The sequence below is a fragment of the Sphingopyxis sp. genome, from assembly GCF_051861155.1.
GTDB lineage: Bacteria > Pseudomonadota > Alphaproteobacteria > Sphingomonadales > Sphingomonadaceae > Sphingopyxis.
In genome coordinates, this window is sequence record NZ_JBHYDE010000001.1 from 17,058 (window position 1) to 34,044 (window position 16,987).

At 65.2% G+C, this 16,987-nt stretch carries 15 protein-coding genes; 12 read left to right on the forward strand and 3 right to left on the reverse strand.

The window, feature by feature from the left end:
- Positions 1–53 precede the first annotated feature (53 nt).
- Together ACTIFP_RS00090 and ACTIFP_RS00095 are read left to right on the forward strand one after the other, a co-directional pair.
- Positions 54–1,589 (forward strand): M20/M25/M40 family metallo-hydrolase, encoded by a 1,536-nt coding sequence (locus ACTIFP_RS00090; RefSeq protein ID WP_439566692.1) that lies wholly within the window; start codon positions 54–56, stop codon positions 1,587–1,589.
- 10 nt (positions 1,590–1,599) lie between these two features.
- Positions 1,600–2,055 carry a VOC family protein gene (locus tag ACTIFP_RS00095; protein WP_439566693.1) on the forward strand — a complete coding sequence of 152 codons (456 nt, stop codon included), beginning with the start codon at positions 1,600–1,602 and terminating at the stop codon, positions 2,053–2,055.
- Here ACTIFP_RS00095 and ACTIFP_RS00100 read toward each other — a convergent pair.
- Positions 2,052–3,233 (reverse strand): DUF481 domain-containing protein, encoded by a 1,182-nt coding sequence (locus ACTIFP_RS00100; protein ID WP_439566694.1) that lies wholly within the window; start codon positions 3,231–3,233, stop codon positions 2,052–2,054. The genes ACTIFP_RS00095 and ACTIFP_RS00100 overlap by 4 nt on opposite strands.
- Positions 3,234–3,364: 131 nt before the next feature.
- Between ACTIFP_RS00100 and ACTIFP_RS00105 the strand changes: the two genes are divergently transcribed.
- The 7 genes from ACTIFP_RS00105 to ACTIFP_RS00135 all read left to right on the forward strand — a co-directional run bounded on the left by ACTIFP_RS00105 (position 3,365) and on the right by ACTIFP_RS00135 (position 12,457).
- Complete coding sequence (locus ACTIFP_RS00105; RefSeq protein ID WP_439566695.1) at positions 3,365–3,640, forward strand: hypothetical protein; 276 nt, start codon at positions 3,365–3,367, stop codon at positions 3,638–3,640.
- Positions 3,641–3,821: 181 nt separating this feature from the next.
- Positions 3,822–6,173, forward strand: coding sequence for an ATP-dependent Clp protease ATP-binding subunit ClpA (gene clpA / locus ACTIFP_RS00110; protein WP_439566696.1), 2,352 nt, complete (start codon positions 3,822–3,824; stop codon positions 6,171–6,173).
- A gap of 154 nt (positions 6,174–6,327) precedes the next feature.
- On the forward strand, positions 6,328–7,167 hold the full coding sequence (gene map, locus ACTIFP_RS00115) for a type I methionyl aminopeptidase (RefSeq protein ID WP_439566697.1): 840 nt from the start codon (positions 6,328–6,330) through the stop codon (positions 7,165–7,167).
- 214 nt (positions 7,168–7,381) lie between these two features.
- Positions 7,382–9,568, forward strand: coding sequence for a PQQ-dependent dehydrogenase, methanol/ethanol family (locus ACTIFP_RS00120; RefSeq protein ID WP_439566698.1), 2,187 nt, complete (start codon positions 7,382–7,384; stop codon positions 9,566–9,568).
- A 432-nt stretch (positions 9,569–10,000) separates the two neighbouring features.
- Positions 10,001–10,339, forward strand: a complete 339-nt coding sequence (locus tag ACTIFP_RS00125; RefSeq protein ID WP_037518110.1) for a P-II family nitrogen regulator — start codon at positions 10,001–10,003, stop codon at positions 10,337–10,339.
- A gap of 71 nt (positions 10,340–10,410) precedes the next feature.
- Positions 10,411–11,823: a type I glutamate--ammonia ligase gene (glnA, locus tag ACTIFP_RS00130; RefSeq protein ID WP_439566699.1), complete on the forward strand. Its 1,413-nt coding sequence runs from the start codon at positions 10,411–10,413 to the stop codon at positions 11,821–11,823.
- 166 nt (positions 11,824–11,989) lie between these two features.
- The gene (locus tag ACTIFP_RS00135; protein ID WP_439566700.1) at positions 11,990–12,457 is read left to right on the forward strand and encodes a nuclear transport factor 2 family protein; all 468 of its coding nucleotides are present in this window, start codon (positions 11,990–11,992) and stop codon (positions 12,455–12,457) included.
- A gap of 9 nt (positions 12,458–12,466) precedes the next feature.
- On the opposite strand, the gene ACTIFP_RS00140 is transcribed toward ACTIFP_RS00135, so the two are convergent.
- Both ACTIFP_RS00140 and ACTIFP_RS00145 read right to left on the reverse strand, forming a co-directional pair.
- A complete protein-coding gene (locus ACTIFP_RS00140) occupies positions 12,467–13,126 on the reverse strand; it encodes a hypothetical protein (RefSeq protein WP_439566701.1) in 660 nt (219 codons plus the stop codon).
- A gap of 4 nt (positions 13,127–13,130) precedes the next feature.
- Entirely contained in the window at positions 13,131–13,337 is a 207-nt protein-coding gene (locus ACTIFP_RS00145; protein ID WP_439566702.1) for a helix-turn-helix transcriptional regulator, read from the reverse strand.
- A gap of 137 nt (positions 13,338–13,474) precedes the next feature.
- On the opposite strand from ACTIFP_RS00145, the gene ACTIFP_RS00150 reads away from it, so the two are divergent.
- The 3 genes from ACTIFP_RS00150 (at position 13,475) to ACTIFP_RS00160 (ending at position 16,934) form a co-directional block, all read left to right on the forward strand.
- A complete protein-coding gene (locus ACTIFP_RS00150) occupies positions 13,475–13,990 on the forward strand; it encodes a hypothetical protein (RefSeq protein ID WP_439566703.1) in 516 nt (171 codons plus the stop codon).
- 108 nt (positions 13,991–14,098) lie between these two features.
- Positions 14,099–15,568, forward strand: a complete 1,470-nt coding sequence (locus tag ACTIFP_RS00155; RefSeq protein WP_439566704.1) for a PQQ-dependent sugar dehydrogenase — start codon at positions 14,099–14,101, stop codon at positions 15,566–15,568.
- Positions 15,569–15,623: 55 nt separating this feature from the next.
- Positions 15,624–16,934 carry a M20/M25/M40 family metallo-hydrolase gene (locus tag ACTIFP_RS00160; RefSeq protein ID WP_439566705.1) on the forward strand — a complete coding sequence of 437 codons (1,311 nt, stop codon included), beginning with the start codon at positions 15,624–15,626 and terminating at the stop codon, positions 16,932–16,934.
- The last annotated feature ends 53 nt before the right edge of the window (positions 16,935–16,987 follow it).

The window sequence follows — 16,987 nt, forward strand, 5'->3', positions numbered from 1 at the left end:
CGCTCAATTTGAAGAACACTCCCCGCGACACAGACACCGCAGGGGGAAGCAGCATGGATTTCCGTAACGTCGACCGACCGAACCGCCGCAACCTGATTCGCGGCGCCGCCATGCTCGGCGCGGGCGCGGCGGTCATGGCGCCCTTCCCCGTCCTCGCCGCGAGCAGCCAGTCCGCGGCCATCCGCAAGGCCGCCGAAGCCGGCAAGGACGCCTCGATCAAGCGCATCCGCGACTGGATCGCCCTCCCCTCGATCGCTGCCGAAAACCGCAATATGGCCGAGGGCGCGGCCTATATGGCCGAGCTCGCGCGCGATGCGGGTTTCAGCAATGTCGAGATCGTCCCCACCGACGGCCATCCCGGGGTGTTCGGCACGATCGACGTCGGCGCCCCGCGCACGCTCGGTATCTATTTCATGTACGACGTCAAACAGTTCGACCCCGCCGAATGGTCGTCGCCGCCGCTGGAGGGCCGGATGGTCGATCGCCCCGGTTTCGGCCAGTCGATCATGGGCCGCGGCGCGGTGAACCAGAAGGGGCCGGAGGCGACCTTCCTCGCCGCACTCCACGCGATCCGCGCCGCGAAAGCCAAGCTGCCGGTCAACATCGTCCTCGTCTGCGAGGGCGAGGAGGAGATCGGCTCGCCGCATTTCCGCCAGATCGCGACCAAACCCAACATCCTCGCGGCGCTGAAGAAATGCGACGGCATCTTCATCCCCTTTGCCTCGCAGGGGCAGAACGGCAATGTCACGGTCAATCTGGGATCAAAGGGGATCATCGAACTCGAACTGGTCGCCAGCGGCGAGAAATGGGGGCGCGGGCCAAAGGGGGATGTGCATAGCAGCCTGAAGGCGATGGTCGATTCGCCCGCCTGGCGGCTGGTGCAGGCGCTCCAGACGCTCGTCACCCCCGATGGCAACAAGCCGGTGATTGACGGCTGGTTCGAAAATGTCCGCCCGCTCACGACCCGCGAAAAGGCGCTCATCCGCGAAGCCGCGAAGGCAGGCGACGAGGCGCAGCAAAAGGCGGCGCTCGGCGTCACCCACTGGATCGACAACCTCGCCTATGACGACGCGCTGATCCGGCTGGCGCAGGAACCGACGGTCAATATCGAAGGCCTGGTCGCGGGCTACACCGGCCCCGGCGGCAAGACGATCCTGCCCGGCCGCGCGGTCGCGAAGCTCGACTTCCGCCTTGTCCCCAACCAGACCCGCGCCGAGGCGGAGCAGAAGCTGCGCGCGCATCTCGACAAGCATGGTTTCAAGGATGTCGAGGTCAATGTCTCGGGCGGCTATGACCCGACCGAAGTCGCCGAGGACAGCCGCCTGATCCGCACCGCGCTGGCCAGCTACAAAAAGCTCGGGGTCGCGACCAACCTCAACGCCCGGCTCGCGGGCAGCTGGCCGGGGGCGACCTTCACCGCGCCGCCGGTATCGATCCCGGCGGGGCATTTCGGCACCGGCCACGGGTCGGGCGCGCACGCCCCCGACGAATATTTCCTGATCGATTCGACCAATCCCAAGGTCGCCGGGCTGGTCGACGCGACGATGGGCTTCGCCGAATTCCTCTACACGCTGGCGGCGATCAAATAGGGGCGGGCAGATGAGCGACCTCAACGGCGTCGCGCACGTCATCCTGACCGCCGGGAATTTCGAGCGATCGACCGCCTTCTGGCGCGACATGATCGACTATCTCCAGCTCAAGCTGGTGCTCGACAGCGAGCATATGCTGTACGGCGTCGGCGGACGCACCGCGATCGGCATCCGCACCGGCAGCCCGGACAATGCCGGCAAAAGGTTTGACCAGGGCGCCCCCGGGCTGCACCACGCCTGTTTCCGCATGCGCGACCGTGCCGCAATCGATCGCGTTCACGCCTTTCTCGCCGCGCGCGCCGACATCCATATCGTCCACGCCCCGCAGGAAGAACCGTGGGCGCCAGGCTATTATTCGGTATTGTTCGAGGATCCCGACGGCATCCGCATCGAATTCAACCACGTCCCCGGCGCTGGCCTGCTCGTCGATGGCGAGGAAATCGGCGGCGCGGACGCCTTCGACTAAAAGCCGTACACCAAAGTAAACCGCGTCTGGGTATCGACGCTTTCGATGCCCGGCGGCGGGCTGGTGTCGATCTGCGCCGAATAGGCGATGCGTGCCGACAAAGCGCCAGTCAGCTTGGCGTTGAGCGCGGTCAACGAGCTGGTCGAGCTGTTCGCTTCGCCGACGATCGTCGAGGCGACCTGCGTCAACCGCAAGGTCGGCGACAATTGCCAGCCGAAATCGATCCCGCCCAATGCGGTCAGTTCGCTGTCGCTCAGTCCGCTGATGAACTCGGTCTGGCGCCACGCCGGCCCGCCCTTCAGGCTGAGCGACATCGTCTTGCTGTCGATCACCTTGTACCCCAGCCCGCCCGACAGGTTCCAGCGCGTGTCATAGCCCAGGATGCGATCATGCTCCCACCGCCCCAGCCCAAAGGCGAAGGCGCGGTCGTTGACGCGATATTGCGGCTCGATTTCGGTGATATAGCGTTCGACCGAGGTGCGTCCGTTGGTGCGCTGATAATCGGCCTGGGCCCGAAATTTATAGGTCCAGTCGATCCCCTTGCGCGCCACCGCGATCCCCGCGCTCAGCCCCGCCGATTTGGTATTGCCGCTGCTCTGCGACGCGCCGATCTGCCCCTCGCCTTTCCAGTTTTGCCAGAATTTGGCCGACGCCAGCCGGGCGCGCTCGGCCGCCGCGGCCTCGTCCTTGAGCCGTTGCCGTTCGGCGCGATAGGCGGCCAGCCGCACGTCGATCTCCGCCGCGTCGTCGGGGTGGGTGTCCTTGGCCAGCTTGGCCACCGCTTCGACATCGGCGTCCTTGCCGCTCGCCATCGCGGCGGCGAGCATGTCGCCGATCGGGTCGGGCGCCGCGACCGGCGGGTGGCCGCTGCGATAATAAGCGAGCAAGGCGTCGATTTCGCCGACATTGCCGGGGTTGGTCATCCGCGCGACCTTGGCCACCGCTTCGACATCGGCGTTCGCACCGCTCGCGAACGCAGCATTGATCATCGCGCGCACCGCATCGGGCAATGGCGGATCGAGCGGCACGAGCAGCGTCGGAATCGGATTGGCCAGGACCGGATCAGCGAGCGCGGGGTTCGGCTGCGGCGGGTTGGCGGGTTCCTGCGCCGCATGCGCGGGCGGCGCGGCAAGCGCGAGCGGCAGGCACAGCGCGGCCAGTCGGGGGAGAGAGGTCACCGAAGACGTCCTTCGCTGGGCCACGGGGCCGGGTTCGTTCGATCCTTGGCGCGGGGCCAAAGCGGTGCGATGCCCCGCTATAACCCGAAAGAGGCTGGCATTTCCACCCCGCCCGCCCCATTTGCAAACCTATGGTAATCGCCCTCATCGCCATTTTCTGTGCCGGGATCGGCAATTTCGCGATGCACCGCGCCTTCATGGAAAGCGACGACCCGCTGATCCAGCAGATGGTCAAGCCGCTGGCCGACAAGGCGGGGCCGCACATCACCTATGTTTTTGAATTTTTGCTGCTCGTCGGCGCGATGGCGATCGCGACGCGCAACTGGTTCACCGCGCTGATGCTCTACGGGCTTTATACGATGTTCAACGCGATGGCGTTCAGCTGGATCATGCAGCGCCGGGATTGACGCGCGGTTGCCGTCATCGATCGTCCAAATTCTCAACGCCTCGTTAACCATGTTGCAACCCCCGTCATCGTAATTTCACAAAGCCTTCCGCTTTTCCCTTGCGGCGCGGCGGCGGCATCGCCACGTTGTGTTCCTAGGGGCCGCCTCTCTCCCCCGGCGGGCCTCGCAAGGAGAAAAGTCCATGCCGTCCTTTTCGGAGAGCCTCGAAAAGACCCTGCACAATGCGCTGAAAGCCGCATCGGAGCGTCACCACGAATATGCGACGCTGGAGCATCTGCTTTACGCGCTGATCGACGACGACCATGCCGCCGAAGTGATGCGCGCCTGTGGCGTCGCACTCGACGATCTGCAGACCGCAGTCGTCCATTATCTCGACACCGAACTCGACAGCCTGAAGGTCGAGGGACACAGCGATCCGTCGCCGACGAGCGGATTTCAGCGCGTCGTCCAGCGTGCGATCCTGCACGTCCAGTCATCGGGCAAGGATGAAGTGACGGGCGCCAACGTCCTCGTCGCGCTGTTCTCCGAACGCGAATCCTATGCCGTCTATTTCCTCCAGCAGCAGGATCTGACCCGGCTCGACGCCGTCTCCTACCTCAGCCACGGCGTCGGCAAGGGCGGCAAGCCCTCGCCGCAGGCCGAGCCCGAGGAAAAGGAAGAAACGAAGGACAAGGACAGCGGCGGCAAGAACAAGAAAGAAACCGCGCTCGACCAGTTCACCGTCAACCTCAACGAAAAGGCCAAGGTCGGCAAGGTCGATCCGCTGATCGGCCGCAGCGCCGAGGTCGATCGCACGATCCAGATCCTCTGCCGCCGCAGCAAGAACAACCCGCTCTATGTCGGCGATCCCGGCGTCGGCAAGACCGCGATCGCCGAAGGCCTCGCGCGCAAGATCATCGAGGGTGACGTGCCCGAGGTACTGCTGCCCGCGGTCATCTATTCGCTCGACATGGGCGCGCTGCTTGCGGGCACGCGCTACCGCGGCGATTTCGAGGAGCGGCTGAAACAGGTCGTGACCGAACTCGAAGGACTGCCGCACGCGATCCTGTTCATCGACGAGATCCACACCGTGATCGGTGCGGGCGCTACGTCGGGTGGCGCGATGGACGCGTCGAACCTCCTGAAACCCGCCTTGTCGGGCGGCGTGATCCGCTGCATCGGATCGACGACGTACAAGGAGTTCCGCAACCATTTTGAAAAGGACCGCGCGCTGCTCCGCCGGTTCCAAAAGATCGACGTGGTCGAGCCGACGCTCGAGGACACGAAGAAGATCCTCGCGGGCCTGCGCAGCGCGTTCGAGGCGCACCACCAGGTGCGCTACACCCAGGATGCGATCAACGCCGCGGTCGACCTGTCGGCGCGCTACATCAACGATCGCAAATTGCCCGACAAGGCGATCGACGTGATCGACGAGGTCGGCGCGATGCAGATGCTCGTCGCCCCATCGAAGCGCAAGAAGACGATCACCGCCAAGGAGATCGAGGCCGTGATCGCGACGATGGCGCGCATTCCGCCCAAGTCGGTGTCGACCGACGACAAGGCGACGCTCGCAAGCCTCGAAACCGATCTGAAGCGCGTGGTGTTCGGCCAGAACACCGCGATCGAGGTGCTGTCGTCGGCGATCAAACTGTCCCGCGCGGGCCTCCGTGACCCCGAAAAGCCGATCGGCAACTATCTGTTCAGCGGCCCGACCGGGGTCGGCAAGACCGAGGTCGCCAAACAGCTCGCGTCGATCATGGGCATCCCGCTCCAGCGCTTCGACATGTCCGAATATATGGAACGCCATTCGGTCAGCCGCCTGATCGGGGCGCCCCCGGGCTATGTCGGTTATGATCAGGGCGGCCTGCTCACCGATGCGATCGACCAGAACCCGCATTGCGTGCTGCTGCTCGACGAGATCGAAAAGGCGCATCCCGACCTGTTCAACATCCTGCTTCAGGTGATGGATAATGGCCGCCTGACCGACCACCACGGCAAGACCGTCGATTTCCGCAACGTCATCCTGATCATGACGACCAATGCGGGCGCCAGCGATATGGCGCGCGAATCGATCGGTTTCGGCCAGCAAACGCGCGAGGATGTGCAGGAAGAAGCGGTGAAGCGCATGTTCACCCCCGAATTCCGCAATCGCCTCGATGCGATCGTCCCCTTTGGTTACCTGCCGCCCGAGGTCGTCGCGCGCGTCGTCGACAAGTTCATCCTCGAGCTCGAACTGCAGCTTGCCGACCGCAACGTCCACATCCAGCTCGACGATGCGGCGCGCGAATGGCTGACCGGCAAGGGCTATGACAAGCTCTATGGCGCGCGTCCGATGGGCCGCCTGATCCAGGAAAAGATCAAGCAGCCGCTCGCCGAGGAACTGCTCTTCGGCAAGCTCGTCCATGGCGGCGAGGTCAAGGTGAAGATGAAGACCGGCGACGACGCGCATGTCGGCAACCCGCTGGCGTTCGAGATCGTCTCGGCGCCGCCGAAAGCGGGCAAGGGCAAGGCGAAGGTGCCCAAGGCTGACAAGGCGAAGAAAGCGGCGGAGTAAGGGAGCGCCATAGAATAATCTTCATCCCGGCGGAGGCCGGGATCTCATCGCCGCATCCAAACGCAACGGTGAGATCCCGGCCTTCGCCGGGATGACGGAATTGGGGTTTGGACCACCCTCGCAATTCGGCGCCATATCGCTTATATCCCCTCCCATGTACGACTATGTCTCCGTAACCACCGCCGACGCCGGCGCGCCCACCCCCGTGCGCGACGGCACGATCAAGCTGCACGATGAGGCAGGCTTTGCCGGGATGCGCAAGGCGGGGCGGCTGTCGGCCGAAATCCTCGACGCGCTCGTCCCCTTCGTCCAGCCCGGCGTGACCACGGCAGAGATCGACGACCTTGTCCGCACGATGATGCTCGATGGCGGCGGCATCCCCGCGACACTCGGCTATCGCGGTTTCACCCACAGCTGCTGCACCAGCATCAACCATGTCGTATGCCACGGCATCCCCGACGACAAGCCGGTGCGCGAGGGCGATATCGTCAACATCGACGTGACGACGATCATCGACGGCTGGCACGGCGACACCAGCCGCATGTATCTGGTCGGCGACGTGCCGATCAAGGCCAAGCGCCTCGTCGAGGTTACCTATGAATGCCTGATGCTCGGCATCGAGCAGGCAAAGCCGGGCAACCGCATGGGCGACGTCGCGCACGCGATCCAGACCCACGCCGAGCGCCACCGCTATTCGGTCGTCCGCGATTTCTGCGGCCATGGGCTGGGCCAGATGTTCCACGACGCGCCCGAGGTTGTCCACGCCGGGCGCCCCGGCACCGGGCCGGAGCTGCGCCCCGGCATGTTCTTCACGATCGAACCGATGATCAACACCGGCAAATATGCGGTGAAGATGCTCGCCGACGGCTGGACCGCGGTGACCCGCGACCGTTCGCTCTCGGCGCAGTTCGAACACAGTATCGGGATCACCGAAACGGGCTGCGAGATTTTCACCGCCAGCCCCAAGGGCCTGAACGCGCCGCCTTGGAATTGAGCATCATTTTTCGTCATCCCGGCGAAGGCCGGGATCTCACCCTAGCCAGATAACGATACGGCGAGACCCCGGCCTCCGCCGGGGTGACGATCGAATAATATGAGCGGATTAGCCCCCGCCGCCACGTCATCCATTTTCCCGCTTGCACCCGCCTCCCTTCCAGCGCAGTCTTGACGTTAACGTCAAGCATAGGCGTCGAGCGGGAGAGCATGGGATGGCGAAACGGGTCTTGAAGGCCGTGCTGCTGGGTGGCGCGATACTGGCATTAGCGGCGTGCAACGCGTCGAAGAACGACAGCATCTCCGGCACCGCGACGCTCGACGATGCCGAAAAGGCCAGCGAGACCTTGCTCAAGACCGGCGGCAACGGCGATGACTGGGGCGCGATCGGTTTCAGTTACGACGAACAACGCTTCAGCCCGCTGACCGACATCGACGCCAGCAACGTCGGCCAGCTCGGCATCGCCTGGACCGCCGATCTGGAAGACGCGCGCGGACAGGAAGCGACCCCCGTCGTCGTCGACGGCGTGATGTATGTGAGCCACGCCTGGTCGAAAGTCAGCGCCTGGGACGCCGCGACAGGGAAGCCGCTATGGAAATTCGACCCCAAGGTTCCCGGCGAGAGCGCGGTCAACGCGTGCTGCGACGTCGTCAACCGCGGCATCGCGCTGTGGGGCGACAAATTGTTCGTCGGGACGATCGACGGGCGACTGATCGCGCTCGACCGCAAGACAGGCAAGGAGCTGTGGTCGGCGCAGACGGTCGACGCCGACAAACCCTATACAATCACCGGCGCGCCGCGGGTCGTGAAGGACATGGTGCTGATCGGCAATGGCGGCGCCGAATTCGGGGTGCGCGGTTATGTCACCGCCTATGATGCCGACACGGGCAAGGAACGCTGGCGCTTCTACACCGCGCCCAACCCGGCCAAGGCGAAGGACGGCGCGGCGTCGGACGACATCTTCGCATCGAAAGCCAACGCGACCTGGTCCGACAAGGGCGAGTGGCAGACCTCGGGCGGCGGCGGCACGGTGTGGGACGCGATCGTCTATGACAAGGATCTCGACCAGATCTACCTCGGCGTCGGCAACGGCAATCCGTGGAACCATGGCACCCGCTCGAACGGCGAGGGCGACAACTGGTTCCTGTCCTCGATCGTCGCGCTCGACGCAGCGACCGGCGCCTATAAATGGCATTATCAGGAAACCCCGGCCGAAACCTGGGATTACACCGCGACCCAACCGATCATCCTTGCCGAACAGGCGGTGAACGGCACACCGACCAAGGTGCTGTACCATGCGCCGAAGAACGGCTTTTTCTTCACCCTCGACCGGTCGAACGGCAAGCTGATCGATGCCAAGCCCTTCGTCGACGGGATCAACTGGGCGACAGGCTACGACCTGACGACCGGCCGCCCGATCGAGAAGCCCGAGGCGCGCTTCTACAAGACCGGCAAGCCCTTCATTGCGATCCCCGGCGCCTTGGGCGCGCACAACTGGCACCCGATGAGCTACAATCCCAAAACCGGGCTCGTTTACATCCCGGCGCAGCAGATCCCGCAGGGCTATCTTACCGACATGAACGAGCTCGACCGGCGCAAGGTCTTGGGCTTCAACGTCGGCACCTCGCTCACCGGCACACTGCTTCCCGACGACAAGGCGGCGTTCCGCGCCGCGGTCGCCGCGACCACCGGCCGCCTCGTCGCCTTCGACCCGCGCACCGGCAAGGTCGCGTGGGCGGTCGATCATCCGGCGGCGTGGAACGGCGGCACGATGACGACCGCGGGCAATCTGGTGTTTCAGGGCACCAGCCTCGGCCGCTTCCGCGCCTATACCGCCGACACCGGCAAGCAATTGCTCGACCTCGACATGCAATCGGGGATCGTCAGCGCACCATCGACCTTCCGCGTCGGCGGCGTCCAATATGTCGCGTTCATGACCAGCAAGGGCGGCGCCTTCCCGCTCGTCGCCGGGGTCGCGGGCGGCGCGACGCGCAAGATTCCCAACATCCCGCGCCTCGTCGTGCTCAAGATCGGCGGTACCGGCAAACTCCCCGCCCCGCCTGCCAGCACGACGCTGGCGTGGAACCCGCCGCCGATGACCGCGAGTGCGGCGCAGGTCGCCGCGGGCAAGGCGCAGTTCGGGCGCTATTGCATGGTCTGTCACGGTGACAGCGCGATCGGCAACGGCTTCACCCCCGACCTGCGCGTATCAGGCACGCTCGCCAATGCCGAAGCGTGGAAAGCGGTGACCATCGACGGGGCGCTGAAGGACCGCGGCATGGTCAGCTTCGCGAAAGTGCTGACCCCGCAGGACGCCGAAGCGATCCGCGCCTATGTCATCGAACGGTCGAACTGGACCAAGGCGAACCTGGCGGACAGCGCGGCGCCGATGGGGCGATAGTCAAGAAAGAAGAATTTCGCACGAAGACACAAAGGCACGAAGAGCGTCGCGCAAGGTTCGAATCGAAATCGTCGCCGTAGGCGGCGCTGATCCCCAATGCGCTTCGCGCGTTTGGTGCGCCGAGCCGGCGACCACTCACTGACCCCTTCGTGCCTTTGTGTCTTTGTGCGAACCAAAATCGCAACCGCTCGCCCCAACACAGCATCGATGCCCAAAATTTGGGCAGCCGCCGGCATCCATTGCTCACCCCTTGGGCACCGCCGCAATTTCGTTTCAAATTTCTTACCAAATCCCCGTGATTCGCCAATTGGCACGGCTCTTGATTGGTGCAAGATGGCGGCACACCGCACCGACTCACGGGGACCGGACAGGCGTGCCTGATCCGGGTTTGACCGCGAGACGGGGGTGAAGGCCCAAAGGGGGAAGAGAAGCGTGAAGAAGATTGAGGCGATCATCAAGCCGTTCAAGCTCGACGAGGTCAAGGAAGCGCTGCACGAAGTCGGGGTCAGCGGCATCACCGTCACCGAAGCCAAGGGCTTCGGACGGCAGAAGGGTCATACCGAGCTGTACCGCGGCGCCGAATATGTCGTCGACTTCCTGCCCAAGGTGAAGCTGGAAGTGATCGTCGAGGATTCGATGGCCGAACGCGTCGTCGAGGCGATCGCCGCCGCCGCGCAGACCGGCCGCATCGGCGACGGCAAGATTTTCGTCATCCCGGTCGAGACGGCGCTCCGTATCCGCACCGGCGAGCGCAACGAGGACGCGCTGTAAACCCGCCTTACCCATCCAGTTCAACAAGCCCCGGTGCGCCGGGATCATTTCGCAAGAAGGAAGCATCTGACATGGCTACGAAGCCCAAGGACATCATCGCCCGGATCAAGGAAAACGACATTGAGTGGGTCGATCTGCGTTTCACCGATCCCAAGGGCAAGTGGCAGCACCTGACCATGGTCGCCTCGGTCCTCGGCGAGGACGAGCTCGAAGACGGCCTGATGTTCGACGGGTCGTCGATCGAAGGCTGGAAGGCGATCAACGAGTCGGACATGATCCTCAAGCCCGACCTCGACGCCGTCTATGACGATCCTTTCTCGGCCACCCCGATGCTCGTGATCTTCTGCGACATCGTCGAACCGTCGACCGGCGAAGGCTATGCCCGCGACCCGCGCACCACTGCCAAGCGCGCCGAGGCCTATGTCGCCTCGACCGGCATCGGCGACACCGTCTATGTCGGCCCCGAAGCCGAATTCTTCATGTTCGACGACGTCCGTTTCGAAACCGGCTACAACAAGTCGGGCTTCGAAATCGACGATATCGAACTGCCGACGAACACCGGCCGCGCTTACGAAGGCGGCAACCTCGGCCACCGTCCGCGCGCCAAGGGCGGCTATTTCCCTGTCGCGCCGGTCGACAGCGCGGTCGACATCCGCGCCGAAATGGTTTCGACGATGCTCGAACTCGGCCTGCCGTGCGACAAGCATCACCATGAAGTCGCCGCCGCGCAGCACGAACTCGGTCTGACCTTCGGTACGCTGACCGAAACCGCCGACCGCATGCAGATCTACAAATATGTCGTGCATCAGGTCGCACATGCCTATGGCAAGACCGCGACCTTCATGCCGAAGCCGATCAAGGACGATAATGGCAGCGGCATGCATACCCACATCTCGATCTGGGAAAAGGGCAAGCCGCTGTTCGCCGGCAACGGCTATGCTGGCCTCAGCGACATGTGCCTCTATTTCATCGGCGGCGTCGTCAAACATGCCAAGGCGCTCAACGCCTTCACCAACCCGACGACGAACAGCTACAAGCGCCTTGTCCCCGGCTTCGAAGCCCCGGTGCTGCTCGCTTATTCGAGCCGCAACCGTTCGGCCTCGTGCCGCATCCCCTACGGTGCGGGCGCCAAGTCGAAGCGCGTCGAATTCCGTTTCCCCGACGCAATGGCGAACCCCTATCTCTGCTATTCGGCGCTGCTGATGGCGGGGCTCGACGGCATCCAGAATAAAATCCATCCGGGCGACCCGATGGACAAGAACCTCTACGACCTGCCGCCCGAAGAACTGAGCGAAGTCCCGACCGTCTGCGGTAGCCTCCGCGAAGCGCTTGACAGCCTGATGGCCGACCACGACTTCCTCTTGAAGGGCGACGTGTTCTCGAAGGACCAGATCGAGGCCTATGTCGAGCTGAAGTGGGACGAAGTCTATCGTTTCGAACAGACCCCCAGCCCGGTCGAGTTCGACATGTACTACAGCGCCTGATCGTCCCGATCAGCGACGCCAAGGGGGGCGCCCGGTTCGGGGGAACCGGGCGCCCTTTTTTGGTGCTTCCCACGGCCCCCTACGCCGCGGGTAATTGCACCGGTGCCCCATTTCCCGCGACAGCCCGCGGGGCGCGATAAAAGTCGTCGGCGTCGGGGCAGGGAGAATGATGATGCGGGGTGCGGTATCGGCGTTGTTGTTGCTGATGACCGCGTGCAGCGATGCCGCTGACCCCGCAGCACCCACCGCGACCCCGGCCGGCTATCGCGAGGCGGCGGCGGCGCTCGACGCGGCGATCGCGGCCAAGGATAAGGCGGCGCTGCGGCGGCTGATCGCCGACGATTTCCTGTGGGTCCGCGGCAGCGGCGCGACGGGCGACAAGGCGGCCTTCATCGCCGCGCTCACCGCACCCACGATCCGTATCGAGCCCTTCCGTCCGAGCGAGGCGCGCTGGATCGTTGCGGGCGACACGGCGCTGCTCGCCGCGACCAACACCCTGCGCGGCACCGCCGACGGCGAAGCCTTTGTCGATCGTCACCGCTATGCCGATCATTGGGTGTGGCGCGGCGGTGCCTGGCACCTGGTCTATGCGCAGGTGACGCCTGCGCCGGCTGCGACACCCGGCGGCGAATGATCGCCGCGCCTATCGCGGCGCCATCATCCCGCGGCGGCTCGCCGCCACGAAACAGGCGAGCAGCATCGATCCGAACGCCAGCGACACCAGGTCGAGCGGCTGGGGACCGGCGGCCAACCCCGCCGCCGCCGCGCCGCCCCAGACGATCGCGACGAACATCAGCAGATTGCCGGTGATCGCGGTGATCTCCACGGTCAGCTGCCGCCACAGCTCGTCGAAGCTTTTCCACATCCACAGCGACACGGCGGTGAAACCGCCCAGCACGACGAGCAGGATCCAATAGGCCGCCGCAGGCGTTACCAGCGCCGCGGCGTCCGCCGCCACGGCGTGCGCGAGCAGCATCAGCGCCGCGCCCAGGATCAGGCAGCAGATCGCGCTGGCGCCCATGCTCGACCGTTCCTCGACGATTTCCTCGGCATCGGCGACGTTGAGCAACCGCTGGCCGACCAGTTTCGGGGCCACGGTGCCGAGTCCGACGAACAGTCCCATCAGCGCATAGATGAAGCCGACGCCAAGCAGGATGATCGCCGAAGGCGCCCAGTCGAGCCCGCCCTGCCCCTCGACCAGCGCCAGCACCGCGATCATGCCGCCGGCGCCCGCGATCGCCCCGAACACGGCCTGCATCGCCATCTTGCGCCATCCCGCCGCCTTGCTTGCCTGCGTCGTCATATCGCTACTCCTTCGGGGTCCAATGGTCGATGAACAGTTCGCGCACTTCGAGCGCGAACAGGCCTGCCATGCGCAGCGCGAGCGGCAGGCTGGGGTCGTATTTGTCGGTTTCGACCGCGTTGATCGTCTGGCGCGACACGCCGAGGCGGCGGGCGAGTTCGCCCTGGCTCCACCCCGCAGCTTCGCGATATTCGCGCACCCGATTTTCCACAGCCGCTCCCATGCCTGTCAAGAGCTCTTTACAGACGCGATGACGGCCTGTCAAACACTCTTTACAGTCCGCCGCGGCCGTTGACGCTTTGGTAAATCGTCGGGGCTATGCAGGCTTTGCTTTTCAGGGGGATCGCGATGCTGCGCACCATATGTCTGATCGCCGCGATGCTGCTCACCACCAGCTGCGGCAAGGTCGCCGAGCTGGTGAGCCAGACGCGCACCGTCGCCGCGCCGCGCGAAGAGGTGTTCGCCAAGATGTTCGGCGACGGCAGCGATTCGGGCCTGCCGTTGGTCACCAACGGCGGCTCGACGCGGCTTTACGAACTGGTCGTCGAAAAGGGCGACCCCGACTGGGCCAAGATCGTCCCCAAAGAACGCCCCGACGCCTATAAGGTCAAATTCGCGGTGGCGATGGAGATCCCGCGCGAAATGCACCTCATCTACAGCATCGACGACGGGGCGGTGACCACCGGGCTGAAATTCACCCTTGAAGAACTGGCCCCGGCAAAGACGCGCGTGGTGTTCAACGTCGACAATCTGACCGGCCACGATACCGAAGGGCTGACGGTCAACATGGTCAAGATGCACAGCATCGCGCGCGAGGCGCTCGACAAGCTCGACGATTTCGAAGAGGTCGCGGACGCCGCCTGACGCGCCGCGCGCAGCCAGCAATGTGGTAAACGGCCGGGGTTGCCGTCGCGGTTCGCCGATGGCAGGTTGATCGGCGGGGCGGGCTCGACGACGAAAGGCTGTTTGGCCATGCGGATGCGCGTCCCTGTCGCCCTCACCTCGCTTCTGCTGGTCTCCTGCGGCGGCGGAGGCAGCAGCGGCGGCGGCACCCCGCCCGCCGCCAACGCCCCGCCCAGCTTCACCTCGCTGCAAACCGCCAGCGTCGCGGAAAACACCGCCGCCGCCTATCAGGCGACCGCGACCGACCCCAACGGCAACACGCTGACCTTTACCATCGACGGCGGCGCCGATGCGGGGCGCTTTGCGATCACCGGCGCCGGGGCGCTCAGCTTCAGCCCTGCACCCGATTTCGACCTGCCCGGCGACGCCGACGGCGACAATGTCTATGCCGTGGTGCTGCGCGTCAGCGATGGACAGGCGAGCGTCACGCAGGCGGTCAACATCACCGTCACCAACAGCCGCGAGGGCATAGCGGTGACGCGCGTCGGCACCGGCTTCAACCAGCCGCTCTATGTCGCCGCGATCCCCGGCGACAGCCGCGTCTATGTCGTCGAGAAAGGCGGCGATGTGTATCGCTTCGACCCGGTGAACGGCAGCCGCACGCGGATGCTCGACATCACCGACATTTCGACCAGCGGCGAACGCGGCCTGCTCGGCCTCGCGCCCTATCCCGACCATGCGACGTCGCAGCGGCTGTTCGCGGTCGCGACCGCGACCAACGGCAATGTTCAGGTGCGCCGCTACACGCTGGGCCTGCCGAACAGCTCGACCAGCTATGACACCGTGCTCGACATCCCGCACCCCGGGTTCGACAATCACAATGGCGGCTGGATCGGCTTCGGCCCCGACGGCCATGTCTATGTCGGGGTGGGCGACGGCGGTGGGGGCGGCGACCCGAACAACAATGCCCAGAACCGCAATGTGCAGCTCGGCAAGATCCTGCGCTTTGCCGTCGGCGCGGGCGGCAGCAGCTACGCCCCGGCTCCCGGCAATCCGTTTCTGGCGGGCGGCGGCGATCCCTATGTTTTTGCCTTTGGCCTGCGCAACCCGTTCCGTGCCTCCTTCTCGGGTTCGACGCTGCTGATCGGCGACGTCGGCCAAGGCGCGGTCGAGGAAATCGACGCGGTGACCACGACCCAGCCCGGGCTGAATTTCGGCTGGCGCTTCCTCGAAGGCACCCAGCCCTTTTCGGGCACCGCCCCCGCCGGGCTGACCCCGCCCGTCGCCGAATATGGCCATGGCAGCGGTCCGCGCCAGGGACGGTCGGTGACCGGCGGCTATGTCTATCGCGGCCCGGTGACCTCGCTCGTCGGCCAATATGTCTTTGCCGATTTCATCACCGGCAACATCTGGTCGGTGCCCTTCGCCAGCCTCGTCCCCGGCCAGACGCTCGCCTCGTCGCGCTTTGCCCGGCGCAACGAGGATTTCGCCCCCGATGCGGGCGCGCTGAGCAATATCGCCTCGTTCGGCGAAGACAGCGCGGGCAATCTGTTCATCGTCAGCATCGGCGGCGACATTTTCATGGTGCGCCCCGGCTGACCCTTGCCCCACTGGCGCGCAACCGGCACAAGGGCGGCGTCCAGAGGAGTTCCCCATGAAATCGCTGCCGCTTGCCGCTCTCGTCGCCCTCCAGCTCGCGCTCGCCCCCGCCGTGGCGACGAAGCTGTCGAAAGCCGAAAGCGGCATGGCAAAGACGGTGACCGCCGAGCAGGACCGCAGCCTCGCCCTGCTCGAAAAGCTGGTCAACCAGAACAGTGGCTCGCTCAACCTGGCGGGCGTCGAAAAGGTCGGAGCGATGATGCGCGCCGAGCTTGAACCCCTCGGCTTCAAGGTCGAATGGAAGCCGATGACCGACACCGGCCGCGCCGGGCATCTGATCGCCACGCATGTCGGCCGCCCCGACACCAAGCGCCTGCTCCTCATCGCCCACCTGGACACCGTGTTCGAACCCGACTCGCCGTTCCAGAAATTCACGAGGTTGGGCGATAAGGGCGAAGGCCCCGGCGCGGGCGATGACAAGGGCGGGATGGTCGTCATCGTCGCGGCGCTGCGCGCGATGCAGGCGGCGGGGACGCTGAAGGGCGCCAACATCGAAATCCATATGACCGGCGACGAAGAGGATGCCGGCAGCCCGATCGAAAAGGCGCGCGCCGACCTGATCGCCGCAGGCAAGCGCAGCGACGTCGCGCTCGATTTCGAAGGGCTGGTGCGCGATGGAGGCGCCGACATGGGATCGGTCGCGCGCCGCTCGTCGGACAGCTGGACCGTCACCGCGACGGGGAAGAGCGCCCACAGCTCGGGCATCTTCAGCGCCGCGGCGGGCGACGGCGCAATCTATGAACTGACCCGCATCCTCTACCGCTTTCGCACCGAGCTTCCCGAACCGAACCTGACCTTCAACGTCGGCTTGATCGCGGGCGGGCAGCAGGCCGAACTCGACGCGGGCGGGATCCGCGCCGCCGTAAACGGCAAGACCAACATCATCGCGCCGATCGCGATCGCGCGCGGCGACCTGCGTGCGCTGTCACCCGAACAGATCGAGCGCGTGAAGGCAAAGATGACCGCGATCGTCGCGGGCCACGCGCCCGGCACCGACGCGAAAATCAGCTTCGATCCCGGCGGCTACCCGTCGATGGCACCGACCGACGGCAACCGCGCGCTGCTGGCGAAGCTCAACGGCGTCAACCGCGACCTCGGGCTTGCCGAAATGACACCGCTCGATCCGCTGAAGCGCGGCGCCGGCGACATCAGCTTCGTCGCCGCCGATGTCGACGGCCTCGCGGGACTCGGGCCGTACAGCACCGGCGACCATGCGCCCGGCGAGGCGGTCGACATCCCCAGCATCGCGCGCCAGGCGACCCGCGCTGCCATATTGATGTCAAGGCTGAGTGCTGAAAAGCGCTAAACCGTCACCTTTGTCAGTTGGCCTCGCTTGATTCATCCGCCACAGTGATTAGG

Bases quoted from the DNA above. Each gene is read 5' to 3' on its own strand.
- ACTIFP_RS00105 (WP_439566695.1), top strand. From the start codon at position 3,365: ATGGTAATCGCCCTCATCGCCATTTTCTGTGCCGGGATCGGCAATTTC.
- clpA (WP_439566696.1), top strand. From the start codon at position 3,822: ATGCCGTCCTTTTCGGAGAGCCTCGAAAAGACCCTGCACAATGCGCTG.
- glnA (WP_439566699.1), top strand. From the start codon at position 10,411: ATGGCTACGAAGCCCAAGGACATCATCGCCCGGATCAAGGAAAACGAC.
- ACTIFP_RS00090 (WP_439566692.1), top strand. From the start codon at position 54: ATGGATTTCCGTAACGTCGACCGACCGAACCGCCGCAACCTGATTCGC.
- ACTIFP_RS00095 (WP_439566693.1), top strand. From the start codon at position 1,600: ATGAGCGACCTCAACGGCGTCGCGCACGTCATCCTGACCGCCGGGAAT.
- ACTIFP_RS00150 (WP_439566703.1), top strand. From the start codon at position 13,475: ATGCTGCGCACCATATGTCTGATCGCCGCGATGCTGCTCACCACCAGC.
- map (WP_439566697.1), top strand. From the start codon at position 6,328: ATGTACGACTATGTCTCCGTAACCACCGCCGACGCCGGCGCGCCCACC.
- ACTIFP_RS00135 (WP_439566700.1), top strand. From the start codon at position 11,990: ATGATGATGCGGGGTGCGGTATCGGCGTTGTTGTTGCTGATGACCGCG.
- ACTIFP_RS00160 (WP_439566705.1), top strand. From the start codon at position 15,624: ATGAAATCGCTGCCGCTTGCCGCTCTCGTCGCCCTCCAGCTCGCGCTC.
- ACTIFP_RS00140 (WP_439566701.1), bottom strand. From the start codon at position 13,126: ATGACGACGCAGGCAAGCAAGGCGGCGGGATGGCGCAAGATGGCGATG.
- ACTIFP_RS00155 (WP_439566704.1), top strand. From the start codon at position 14,099: ATGCGGATGCGCGTCCCTGTCGCCCTCACCTCGCTTCTGCTGGTCTCC.
- ACTIFP_RS00120 (WP_439566698.1), top strand. From the start codon at position 7,382: ATGGCGAAACGGGTCTTGAAGGCCGTGCTGCTGGGTGGCGCGATACTG.